The organism is Mycobacterium sp. DL99, from assembly GCF_004762045.1.
Lineage (GTDB): Bacteria > Actinomycetota > Actinomycetes > Mycobacteriales > Mycobacteriaceae > Mycobacterium.
Genome location: NZ_SJOM01000007.1, coordinates 442677 through 455175, shown reverse-complemented (window position 1 = coordinate 455175; position 12499 = coordinate 442677). Strand labels below are relative to the sequence as shown.

Here is a 12499-nt window from a genome sequence, read left to right as displayed (position 1 = left end):
GGAACGGCACTCCAGGTGTTCCGCGTGGCAGAGCTGCAGTCGGTCAGAGGTGAGCCGGAAACAGTTTCCGCTTCACTCGGAGGCGGTGTGGGCGCCGGGTCCGACTACTGCCGTCGTTCAGCGAATACGATCATCGTGCTCAACGGAGAACACTGTCCGCCCCGAAGGTCGTGGTGCGCCTGCTGCGATCCAGGCGGCCAACTCGGTCCAAGGCTTGACAATTAGCTCGCCGAACTGAAGTTCGCGGTCCGCTGCAAGGTATGCCATCTCCTTGGCCAGTTCGGGTTCCGAACCGAGAAAGAAGCTCGTGATCGCTCGGTCGGATGTCGCGGGGTCCGCTACGAAGGCGCCAAAGGGGAAGCGTTCATCGGCTCCGGCAGCGTGTCCGAGGGCGATGACCGTTCCCCCGCGATCGAGCAGCGCATAGGTCTGGACAAGGTGCTGTCCGCCGATCATGTCAATCGCGCCGTACACCCCCGCATTGACTGAGGCCAGGGTCGTGTGGGTTTCGTGCGCGCCGAGGCGACGGAGTTCCGTATGTTGCGACCGGTCGCGTGCCACGGCGATGACAACGGCTCCTGAACGCACCGCGAGCTGCACGGCAAACCGACCAACCGCGCTAGTGGCACCGACAATGAGTAGGCGTCTCCCGAGGAGCGAGCCGAACCGCCGCACGGCGCGCAACGCGCTCGTCGCCGGCACCGGCAAGGTCGCAAGCTGCTCCCATGGAGCGTCGGCGGGAGCCACGGCAGTCATTGCATGAGGCACTGCCCGCCGTTGCGCCCAGCCCCGGGCGGCCAGCCCAAGAAACACGACGCGTTCACCAACGCTCGGCCCATGCCCGTCGGCGGCGGACTGCAGGACAATCCCACTGCCGTCCCACCCCGGTATCGAACCCGGCGGCGCCGCAGTCAGCGCGACGAGGTCCCCAGGGTTAGGCGCGAACGCCTCAACGCGCACAACCAGTTCGTCCGGCAACGGCGCGGGCTCATCCACCTCGCGCAGAAGCAGCCCACCAAGTGGTCCTCTGCTCGTCGTCCATGCCAGCACGTTGATCTCCCTCATTCGTTCCTGTCGTCTTCGCTGAAAGTCAACCAGCGCAGCATCAGCCACATTCCAGACACCGCAATAGAGCCATCTCTCCCTGGGACATGGAGTTCGTTGTCCACTTGCCCCGACAACTAAACGACGTCAGGCAGTCGACGCTGCTGGGGCTTCTCGCCGGCGTGGGCGCGGACGGCGGCCCGACGTCACCGGCACCGTCGACCTCTCCCCCCGTGACTCAGTTGGTGGAGCGCCGCTCTTCTGCAGTCACCGAACGTCAGATCTCACACCGATAGGCGGATCCCAGTCAGCCGCGGTGACATTGCAACTTCGGAAGCCCCAACAGCACCCTTCAGGTGCCAGGTCGAGAATGTCTCGCGATCGCGCGATCACAGTCAGTCCGACGTGCGGCGCCGATCAGCGAAAGTGAGTGTGCTCGGACGCTCAGGCGTTCATGGCGTTTTGCACTCCTGCGCCGTCTTGTGCGGATTCCTCGGAGATGATCTGGACCAGACCCGAGCTGCCGTCGATCTCGACCGCTGTGCCCGTAGGCAGTAGCGTCATCGCACTGGGTACGGCGGTGACGGTTGGGATGCCGTACTCACGGGCGAGGATTGCTCCGTGACTGAGCGTGCCGCCGGTCTCAGTGATCAGGCCAGCTAACAGCGGGAACACAGAGGTCCAACCCGGGTCAATGGTCTTCGCGATGAGCACGTCACCAGCGGTGATGTCGGCAAGGTGGGACATCTCAGCGATGCAGCGTGTTCGACCGCGTGCGACACCTCTGGACACACCGATTCCGCTGATTCCGCTGCCATCACTACTAGAGACCGCGTCACCCTCGGCGACCTCTCCTTCGGTCTCGATGTCATCGAACAGGTACGTCGCGGACATTCGACTCCGGTAGGTCAGGTAGTTGCGCCGACGCACTTCCAGGTCCGTTCGGTCGATAGGATCTGCGTCCCCTGCCTCTGTAGCTACTGCGGAAAAGAACTCCTCACCCAGGAGCAAGAAAACATCGTCGGCACTGTCCAGGAGTCCTCGATCAGCCAAGCGACGGGCTTGTTCGAGGACCAGTGCACGGAGATGGGCGATGAGGTAGTCGAGATAGTAGCGCTGGTTTTCCCGGTAGACGGTGAAGGTTTGCGTGCGCTGGCACACCCATTTCAGAATCTTCACGCGGAGTGATCCAACCGGTTTGCATTTGATCCGCGCGACCGCCGTCTCGAACGCCTCTGTGCGGCGCGCCTCGGCCTGCTGCTCGGCCAGACGTGGATCTGTTGGTGCGGTGTCGCCGGAGATTTGCGCGCGGATCAATCCTAGGACGCCTTCAGGCTCGTCACTCCATCGTGGTGAGGCAATCTCTCGACTGGAAGAGCGGTGGCCGTGATTGAGTAGGAATGTCTGGAAGGTGCCAACAAACGGAGCTGCTTGAAATGAGTCCTGGATTTGCGCCCACGTCTGTTGGTTGCGGAGGGCGCTCAACAATTGCGGGTCGCTGCGCGCCTGCATGGCGAGTTCCCAGATCTCGGTGTTGATACGAGCCGTGTACGTACCTGGCAGACCGCTGATCAGGGCAGTGTAGAGCTGCCCGTCGTCGTCGGCTTGAGAGGAAAGCAAGCTAACCAATAGGCCGTGCAGGAGATGATTGTGAAAAGCCATGCCCCATCGAATGATACGGAAGTGTTGTTCGGCCAACGTATCGACTTCGTCGACTTGCCTGCGCCATTCGGTGAGACTTAGTGCTGAGTAGTCTTGGCGCAGCTTGGGGACGATATGAGTGTCGATCGTCGCACAATGCTGTTGCATCGCCTGCAGGTTGGCCTGAGCTGATCCACGTCCATGGTCTCGGTATGGAGCCAAGGCGTAGCCGGCGGCCAGTAGCGGTTTCCAAGGTTCGGCGTTGATGCGGGCCATCCACATCGGCGTGAAGAGACTGCCAAAGAGTTGTTCGCGCATCGCTTTTGGGAAGGCACGTGCCATTGCCGCGGCATACTGCCCGTTCATATACATGTACCCGTTGACGAGTTTGAACGGTTCGAGGTTGACGATGTCGTTTCTGCCTTGCATGAGTGGCATCTCGATGAACATGGGAATGTTCATCCATCGAGCGGTCAGTGCCGCTGACAGCGGCAACGCGTACTCGGACTTGTACTCATCGCCCCACTTTCGCGACCACACATTGTCCGGCTCGGCCTTGGGCAGATTGGTAATGGCGCGATCCTGCAGTGAGTACACGCGGCCGTCCTCGATAGCCCACTCGAGATCGCGCGCCTCGCCGATCCCTTTCTCGACACGCCGGGCGATTTCGTAGAGTGCTGCCAGATCGGTCTCGTTGAGCGTGGATTGGCATTGGCGTTCGGGCTCGACCTCGCGATCGTGCAGGTGGGTGTCATACACAGATTCGAGGGTTTTGGTCGCAATGCGTGTGGACCGTATGTGCCCCGTCGAGCGTTCCAAGACATAGTGGTCGGGATCGACTTTGCCCGAGACGATCGACTCGCCGAGGCCCCAAGCGGCATCGATCACGATCTCATCGGCAAATGGGCGCTGCGGGTTGGCCGTCAGCAGCACACCGGCAACCCGTGGCCGAACCATCCGTTGCACCACAAGTGCAATACCGCCCTCTGAACCGATCTGGCGTTCACCGCGATACACGTCGGCGCGGCTGGACTCGTGCGCTTGCCAGCAGTGGCGAATCGCCGCGCGCATCTCTTTGAGACTTGCTACGCCGAGCTTCGTTTCGTATACACCGGCGAAGGACGCGTCCTCGAGATCCTCAGCGACTGCGGAGCTGCGAATCGCCCACACTGCGTCGGGGTGCACGGCAGTGGTCGCGTCCCACCACTGTTCTATTTCTTCTAAACACTGCTTGCGGGTCGCCATATTTTGGGACGCCGTCGCCGGGATCACCCATGCCTCAGGCACGGTCAGCCCGGCGCTCAGCAGCCGAACCAATCCGGCAGCTTTCCCTCCGACCTGATCGATAGGCGCATCACTGCTGGACGTCAATCGTTTGATCATCTGACCTTCCCCTTCAGGGCATTCGCCAACACCGGTGCGAGATCGGGTATGCGCTGCAGCGTTCCGCGCCAGCCGGCATGCCAGGCGTGTTCCATGACGCCGACGCCGGCGTGCCGGACACCGTCGATCGAGGTTTCGAATCGTGCCGGGGTTTCCTGGATCAGCAATCCCTGCTTGGCTAATGGGACCTGCGCCAAGGCGGAGGCCCGCACGACGTAGGTTTCACCGTCGACGTCGGTGAGGACTAGCCGCGCGGCCCGCGGCACCTGCGGGATGCGAGTCCATTCGTAGTCGACCTGCACCGCGGTCAGCGGCCGGTTCACGCCGCCCCGATGTACGAATCCGGTCGGCGTGGCGGTGGTCCCGTGCAGCAGTGTCGCGTTGAACCCGAAATGCGGCCCGAAGGAGGCGGTCACCCACTCCCAGCCGGTGATGGCACCCCATTCGCGGACACCCCAGGATTTGTCACGTTGACCGAACCCCTCGATGTCGTACTGTGCGGCACCCACACGGATACGACCGGTCACCGTGCCGGGCTGTTCGAAATGGTTGGCCGCCACCGGCTCGCCGGCCGCCGATCCGTACGTCGTCGGACCGTCGTGGTAGTCGTATGGTGCGGACAGCGCTGTCCAGGTGAGATCGATCTCGTTGCGCCCTGACAGGTGAATATTCCACCGCTTCAAGGGTTCTCGCATCGAGAAGGACAGCGCGCCCGCCCTGATGCCGAATTCTGCTGAATGCGTAGCCTGGGCGTCGTACGGCAGACCGACACCCGGGTAGAGGTATTCGAGCCTGCCGTCACGGACCGTGAACAGCGCACCGTCGACGCGGCCGGCGTGTGGGTTGAACCCGATGCGGGCCAGCCCGAAGTAGCGGCCCTCCAAGTCTGCCCAGTTGAAGTAATAACTCTCCTGCCAGGCCGACTCCGGTCCCGGCGCATGGAGCTGTTCGTCAGCCGCTGCGATCACCAGCCACCCCTTTATTAGTTGACAGTTGTCACCATAGCAATTTGGTGACAACTGTCAACTTAATCTCGGGGTTTACGAAGGCCGTCGATGATGACGTCCACGGTTAGATAGGCCAGCTTCAACGCCGCTTGCGAGTTGCTCTTTGATCCGCGCAGATCCTCGGGGACGCTCGCCAATCCCCCGATTCCCCAGGTGGTGAGGAAGAAGTAGACAGTGCCGATAGCACCGGCCCGCATGACTCCACTGTCCTGCAGTTGCGCCAACAACGCCGAGCTAAGGGCTCGGGTCGGCGCGATGTAGCGCTCCACCATGTAGTCGAAGCGCGGGCCCGGGTGGGAGCTCTCCTGCTGGATGATCCGCGCCAGGGCCGGCCGCTCAAGTGTGATGCGTGCATAGCTGCGCATCACACGTCGTAACTGGTCCAGCGGTTCCTGCTCGGGACGCAGACCGGAGGCGGCCAGGGCGCTAGACAGCTGCATAAAGCCGTGGTCGACGGCCGCTTCCCACGCCGCCTCTTTCGAGGAGTACCGCCGGTGGATCAGATTGTGACTGATACCCAGATGGCGGCAAAGCTCACGCAGGCTGGTTCCCTCGTAGCCCAGATCGGCGAACGCATCCAACAATCGGTCGAGCAGGTCAACTTCAGCGATGATCTTGGGGCGCGCCATGACGCCAGCGTATTGCCCTGCCAGAACCTTATTTGCGCTAGCTCACGAATCAGCAGCCGTGGCCGGCCTCACGGAACGGTGATGAGACCTCGCCGCCGTCGAGATGCAGCGAACATTGACAAGACACGCGTGGCTACTTTGACCGTGTCGCAGAGGCTTGTCCATTTCCGTTGCAGATCTTGAATCCCGGTTTTGCGGAGCATGGTCTCGCCACCGATACAGCGTCACCTCGGCGAATTCCTTTAGTCGGCGCCACGTCAAGCGATCCGACGGCCGACAGTCATAAAGGAGGACTTCGGGATTCGGGCGCACGGCATCATTTTCGGCTCGCCACTACGCAGAACACACACGTTGTATCCGGTGGACAACTTGTGGCGGCAGTGCGGCTCTGCCGGGTGAGCAAGCGCTCCTCGGCGCTCACGTGCGGCGTGCGACCCACACGGCGCGCTCAGTGCGTACTGCAAGGTCATCGCGACCCAGGATGCTGTGTGGGCCTTCGATGTCGAGCAGCTGATCCATCGCAATGAGGTCATCGACCGAGAGCGCGTCGGCCGCGGCCCTGCGCATACCGCGGAGACTGTGGAGTGCGTAGCGGCCTACCGCCTCGGATCGGGAGTGCTCGATGTTGACGGTGATCGTGCGTTCAACTTCGACGGTGAATCCGGCAGCGGTGAGCCTGGGCCCCCAGTCGGCACCCCGGTGGGGTAATTGGCCGGCGTGGCGGCGGTCAATCGCGCTGTGGCAGCGCGTCTCTAGGCCAGGCTGGCCCATTGGGGCATCATCGGGCAGAAACCGGGGGAAGCCGGCGAGTTCGACAACGGCGAGGAGTCCGCCGGGGGCGAGAGTGTCATGGACCCGGCGCAAAGTGTCGTCGGGATCGGCCATGTGGTGCAGGGCGGCCGACGCCCACACCAAGTCCGGTTCGCCGAGGTTCGGCCATGTCGCGTTGAGATCGGCCTGAACGGTGCTTACGCGGTCGGCCACTCCAGCTTCGCAGGCCCTTTCTCGCACGCGCCGCAGGTGACTGACCGCGGAGTCTACGGCGGTCACGTGCGCCTCAGGGAAACGTGCGAGCAGGGCGAAGGTGCCCGCGCCTGTCCCGCAGCCCAAATCCAGGATCTGGTGAGGGCACACGTTGACGGGCAGCAAAGCGGTGATGGATGCGGTGTGCTCGGCGAGTAGTTCCGCGTCGAGGTCGAGGATTTCCGCCTGGTCCTGGACCCCACACCGATCTGCGCCGTGAGCGCCGCGGTCATGCGCGGATAACGTCATGCGTCGACGGTAAGTCGAGGCATGCGCTTCATGCACCACGTCTTGCGCGGCCGGCAAGGCGAAGGTTGCTCGAGCCGACAGATGCGCAAGTAGTCAGGAATACAAGCGGGCGATCCGATCACCCTGGCCGTTGTTCCCTGCGGTCGTCTCCTTATCGGATTGGTGCGCCCGGCGGGCGTCGCGGTCGAAGATGCCCAAGATCTCACACGGTCCACCCTCGGCGCCGATCGCGTGCGGCAGCATGGTGGGAAACTCGGCGGCCTCGTTGGTTTCCACCCGTAAACGACGGTGGCCGAGCATCAGCACCGCGGTGCCGGACAGGACAACGAGCCACTCTTGCCCCGGGTGAGCACGCATGCGTGCGGGATTCTCCGGGGGCGGGTTCGTCATGCGCATGCGTACCACGGTCATGCCGGAATTCGCCTTGATCGGCCACCGCATTACCCCGTGGGCCGCATCGACCGTCGGGTGAGAGATCACGTCGTCGGCCTCGGTTTCGACCAACTGGTCCAGCGAAGTGTCCAGGGCTCGAGCGATCGTGACAAGTTGGTCCAGGGCGAGGCGTCGTGAGCCCGTCTCGATGCGACTAAGCGACGACGGACTAAGTCGTGCCCGGGTGGCCAACTCATCCAAGGACCAACCCTGCGCAACACGCAGAGCGCGAATGCGTTTGCGCACCAGGCTGTCCAGATCACCACTTTCTTGCGTCATAGGCATGATCATATGTCGATATGGCAAGGCGTGCCTACGCTCATCACATACCGACCGGCGACCGGTCTGGACCCCAACTAACACGAGAAAAAGGGTGGGACGACGCCTGTGACAACTGCCGACAGAGTGATGGACCTGCTGCCGGGTGATGTGGTTGACGCCGTGGTGATCGGCGGCGGGGCCGCAGGCCTTAGTGGCGCATTGATGCTGGCCCGCTTGCGCCGCTCGGTCATCGTGATCGACTGCGGCACTCCCCGCAATGCACCCGCCGAGGGCGTGCACGCCCTGCTCGGCCTGGACGGCACACCGCCGGCGGAACTGCTGCGCCGCGGCCGCGAGGAAGTGCGGCGCTACGGCGGGCGAGTCGTAGCCGGCGAGGTAACCTCCGCCGCCCCGGATGCGCCCTCAGCGGAGGGAGATCCGCGCTTCACCATCACGCTCTCCGACAGTCGATCCGTGCAGGCGCGCCGCGTGCTGGTCGCCACCGGACTGCGAGACAAACTCCCCGACATCCCCGGACTGGCCCCGCATTGGGGCAAGGGCGTCGTGCACTGCCCGTTCTGCCACGGGTGGGAGGTACGCGATGAACCCATCGGCGTCTTGGCAGGAGGTTCGGGCTCGATCCTTCACGCGCAGCTGTTCCGCCAGTTGACCGAAGACCTCGTGTACTTCACTCGCGGCACCGAGCTGGACGAGGACACCCGTGCTCGATTCGCCGCCCGCGGTATCCGCGTCGTCGACACCCCGGTCGCGGAGATCCGGTCCGACGAGACGGGCATCACGGGTGTGCGGCTCACCGACGGACAGGTCGTGCCCCGACGCGTCGTGTCGGTACTCACTTGGATGCAGGCCCGCACCGACGGTCTCGATGGCTTGCGGCTGCCGATGGCGGATCTGCCGGGCGGCATGGGCCGCGGCTTGGTCACAGGAATGGCAGGAACCACCGATGTGCCGGGTGTGTGGGTCGCCGGCAACGCCACTGATCTTGCTGCGCAAGTCGGCGCGGCTGCGGCTGCAGGCGCCCTCGCTGCCTCGCACATGAACGCCGACCTAGCCATCGCCGACACGAATGCGGCCCTGGTTGCCGTGCGGTCCCGAACCCCTCCCCCCGTTTTAGGGCGGGAGGAGAACAGTAGATGACGCTCCCCTGGCCGCCGACGACCGATGGTGTCGACGAACTAGGAACTCGCACTGGGAAAGTCATCGCGATCGACAGGTCCGATTACGCAAGCGTCGGCGAAGGCATTCGGTGACTCGTCTCGTCAAGCGTGCGTGGATTCCGCTGCTCATAGTGGTTGTCGTCGCGATATCAGGATTCGTGGTCCATCGCATGCACGGCATGTTCGGGTCCGACAACGAGGTCACGCGCCCCGGCGCCGGCCTCGCCGAAGACCCCGAGCCGTTCAACCCCAAAGTTGTGAAATACGAGATCTTCGGGAAGGAAGGCGCCGTGGCGACTATCAACTATCTCGATCTAGACGCCCAGCCGCAGAGGGTGAGGGATACCCCTCTGCCCTGGTCGGTCACTCTCAGCACCACTGCGCCCGCGGCGAGTGTCACGATCGTCGCCCAGGGCGACGGGGACAGCATCGGCTGCCGCATCACCGTCAACGACGAAATTAAGGACGAGAACACGTCCGTAGGCGTAAGTGCTCAGACTTTCTGCCTGGTGAAGTCCGCATGAGCGACAACCGTATTGCCGCCCACCCGGCCATTCCTCGGTTCCTTCGCGTGTTTTGCGTGCCGGTATTGCTGGGATGGCTGGCGCTAACCGCCATTGTCAACGTCGTCGTGCCCCAGTTGGAGGTCGTCGGCCAGGAGCACGCGGTGTCCCTGACTCCAGACGACGCGCCGTCGCTGCAGGCAACGATGCTGGCGGGCAAGGTCTTTGAGGAGTTCGACTCCAATAGCTCGGCGATGATCGTGCTGGAGAGCGAGAAACCACTCGGCGAGGAAGCACACCGCTATTACGACGGCCTGATCAAGAAGCTCGAAGCCGACACCACGCATGTCGAGCACGTCCAGGACTTTTGGGGTGATCCGCTGACCGCGGGGGGCGCGCAAAGCCCCGACGGCAAGGCGACTTACGTCCAGCTCTACCTCGCCGGCAACCAGGGTGAGACGTTGGCCAATGAATCCGTCCAGGCGGTCAAGAACGTGGTAGGCGCTACTCCGCCGCCGCCCGGTTTGAAGGTCTTCATCACCGGACCGGGTCCGATGGCCTCGGCCCAACAGGACGCGGGCGACAAGAGTCTGCAACTGGTTACAGCAGTGACCATGGGGGTCATCGTGTTGATGTTGCTGCTTGTCTACCGCTCTATCGTCACTGTGGTCCTAGTCCTGTTCATGGTGATGTTTGAGCTGATGGCCACCCGGGGCGTCGTGGCATTTCTGGGTTATCACGAAGTGATCGGGCTCTCCACGTTCGCAGTCAACCTGCTTACCTTGCTCGCGATCGCTGCGGGCACCGACTACGCGATCTTTTTGATGGGCCGATATCACGAAGCACGTCGAGCCGGCGAGGACCGCGAAACCGCGTACTACACCATGTACCGAGGGACCGCTCACGTGATCCTAGGCTCGGGTCTGACGATCTCCGGAGCAACCTTCTGCCTCAGTTTCACCCGGTTGCCGTACTTCCAGACCATGGGTGTGCCCTTGGCGATCGGCATGCTCGTCGTAACAGTGGCCGCGCTTACCATGGCACCCGCCCTGCTAACCGTGGCAAGCCGATTCGGCCTACTGGACCCTAAACGCACCATGAAAACCCGCGGCTGGCGCCGGGTGGGCACCGCTGTCGTCCGCTGGCCGGGCCCAATTCTGGTGGCGTCCATTGCGGTCGCCCTAATCGGTCTCCTTGCTCTACCTTCCTACACGACCAGCTACAACGATCGCGCCTACTTGCCTGCCGACATCGAGGCCAACGAGGGCTACGCGGCGGCGGACCGACACTTCTCTCAAGCCCGCCTCAATCCCGAAATGCTCCTGCTCCGAGCCGACCATGACCTCCGCAATTCTGCGGACATGCTCATCGTCGACCGGATCGCCAAGGCCGTCTTCCACCTTCCCGGCATCGCGCGGGTGCAGACCATCACACGACCACTGGGCACACCAATCGAACACACCTCAATCCCATACCAAATCGGCATGCAGGGCGTCACCCAACAGCTGAACCAGTCCTATTCGGAAGGGCGCACCGCGGACCTTCTTGCCCAGGCCGATGACATCTCCAAGACGATCGACATCCTGAGACAACAGATGGAGCTGCAGAAGCAGAACGCCGCAGCCCAAAATGAGCAAACAGACGCCTTTCGCGACATCGTTCCGATCGTGAACGGTTTACGCGACAAGATCGCCAACTTCGACGACTTCTTCCGACCGCTGCGCAACTACTTCTACTGGGAACCTCACTGCTTCGACATCCCCTCCTGTGCTGCCATGCGATCGGTGTTCGATGCCATCGACGGCATCAGCCAACTCTCCGACCAGTTCGGAACTATCACCGCCAGTTTGGACAAGCTTGCTGCCACTCAAACGAAGCTGAATGCCCTGCTTCCGCCCCAAATCGCCAGTCAGGAAGCCAACCGCCACCGGATCCTGACCAACTACGCCACGCAAAAGGGTCTGCAAGACCAGCAAGATCAGCAGGATCAGACGAACGCGATGGGTGAGGCGTTCGACAAGTCCAAGATCGACGATTCGTTCTACCTTCCCCCTGAAGTCTTCGACAATCCCGACTTCAAGCGGGGCCTAAAACAGTTCGTGTCGCCAGACGGAAAGGCAGTGCGCTACATCATCTCCCATCAGGGAGACCCTGCAACCCCTGAGGGCATCACTCACATCGCCCAGATCAAAAATGCCGCGTTCGAAGCGATCAAGGGCACACCTATGGAAACGTCGAAGATCTACCTCGGCGGCACCGCGGCGACCTACAAGGACATGCAAGATGGCACCACATACGACCTGATGATCGCTGCCGTATCCGCCCTCTGCCTGATCTTCGTCATCATGCTGATCATCACCCGCGCAGTCATGGCCGCTTTGGTGATCGTCGGTACGGTGTTGCTCTCGCTGGCTGCTTCGTTCGGATTGTCCGTACTCATCTGGCAACACATCATTGGACTTCAGTTGCACTGGATGGTCCTCGGCATGTCCGTGATCATCCTGCTCGCCGTCGGGTCGGACTACAACCTACTTCTAGTGGCCCGCTTCAAGGAGGAACGCGGGGCGGGGTTGAAGACGGGCATCATCCGGTCGATGGCCGGCACCGGCAGCGTGGTGACATCAGCGGGTCTGGTGTTCGCCTTCACCATGATGACATTCGCGGTGAGCGATCTACGAGTAATGGCTCAGGTGGGGACCACGATCGGCCTCGGTCTACTCTTCGACACCCTGGTGGTGCGGTCCTTCATGATGCCAACCATCGCCGCGCTAATGGGTCGCTGGTTCTGGTGGCCACAGAATGTACGGACCCGACCAGCCCGGCCAGCGAGGCAGTTGGTAGGCGTGGGATCGGCGGGGCGGCACAGCTTAGATGAAGTACCCCAAGGCCAGGGAGCGGAATGAGTTGGCTCAGACGACGGGTGCCGATCCCTGCTGAACCCCGTCGATTTTTGCCAATCATGTTCACACATATGACATTAACGAGCAGGTCACCGCCTTTAGCAGACCCTTGGCGGAGAATCCGTTGGGGCTTGGTCGCTTCCGCGTTGCACGGAACACGGATCGCACAAGGAGATGTCGAGATCGGTGGCCCGCACCCGGGGACGACTGTTGGAACCGGAGTGCGAGGCCGCTCGATCGTCGACGGCA

General features: G+C 62.5%; 9 protein-coding genes. 3 read left to right on the top strand and 6 right to left on the bottom strand.

Going from position 1 to position 12499, the window contains the following annotated elements; genetic code table 11:
• Positions 1-117: 117 nt before the first annotated feature.
• The 6 genes from EYZ64_RS02315 to EYZ64_RS02290 form a co-directional block, all read right to left on the bottom strand.
• Entirely contained in the window at positions 118-1065 is a 948-nt protein-coding gene (locus EYZ64_RS02315; protein WP_210115448.1) for a zinc-binding dehydrogenase, read from the bottom strand.
• A gap of 423 nt (positions 1066-1488) precedes the next feature.
• Positions 1489-4068, bottom strand: a complete 2580-nt coding sequence (locus EYZ64_RS02310) for a PEP/pyruvate-binding domain-containing protein (protein ID WP_135451686.1) — start codon at positions 4066-4068, stop codon at positions 1489-1491.
• Positions 4065-5036: a DUF7064 domain-containing protein gene (locus tag EYZ64_RS02305; RefSeq protein ID WP_135451685.1), complete on the bottom strand. Its 972-nt coding sequence runs from the start codon at positions 5034-5036 to the stop codon at positions 4065-4067. The genes EYZ64_RS02310 and EYZ64_RS02305 overlap by 4 nt, the downstream gene beginning before the upstream one ends.
• Before the next feature lie 59 nt (positions 5037-5095).
• On the bottom strand, positions 5096-5704 hold the full coding sequence (locus EYZ64_RS02300; RefSeq protein ID WP_135451684.1) for a TetR/AcrR family transcriptional regulator: 609 nt from the start codon (positions 5702-5704) through the stop codon (positions 5096-5098).
• Positions 5705-6121: 417 nt separating this feature from the next.
• On the bottom strand, positions 6122-6976 hold the full coding sequence (locus tag EYZ64_RS02295) for a class I SAM-dependent methyltransferase (RefSeq protein WP_135451683.1): 855 nt from the start codon (positions 6974-6976) through the stop codon (positions 6122-6124).
• A gap of 93 nt (positions 6977-7069) precedes the next feature.
• The gene (locus tag EYZ64_RS02290; RefSeq protein ID WP_210115447.1) at positions 7070-7687 is read right to left on the bottom strand and encodes a helix-turn-helix domain-containing protein; all 618 of its coding nucleotides are present in this window, start codon (positions 7685-7687) and stop codon (positions 7070-7072) included.
• A gap of 129 nt (positions 7688-7816) precedes the next feature.
• On the opposite strand from EYZ64_RS02290, the gene EYZ64_RS02285 reads away from it, so the two are divergent.
• From EYZ64_RS02285 to EYZ64_RS02275, 3 genes are all read left to right on the top strand, one after another.
• Positions 7817-8827 (top strand): NAD(P)/FAD-dependent oxidoreductase, encoded by a 1011-nt coding sequence (locus tag EYZ64_RS02285; RefSeq protein WP_135459751.1) that lies wholly within the window; start codon positions 7817-7819, stop codon positions 8825-8827.
• A 109-nt stretch (positions 8828-8936) separates the two neighbouring features.
• A complete protein-coding gene (locus EYZ64_RS02280) occupies positions 8937-9371 on the top strand; it encodes an MmpS family transport accessory protein (RefSeq protein WP_135451682.1) in 435 nt (144 codons plus the stop codon).
• Positions 9368-12253, top strand: coding sequence for an MMPL/RND family transporter (locus tag EYZ64_RS02275; protein WP_135451681.1), 2886 nt, complete (start codon positions 9368-9370; stop codon positions 12251-12253). The genes EYZ64_RS02280 and EYZ64_RS02275 overlap by 4 nt, the downstream gene beginning before the upstream one ends.
• Positions 12254-12499: the final 246 nt, after the last annotated feature.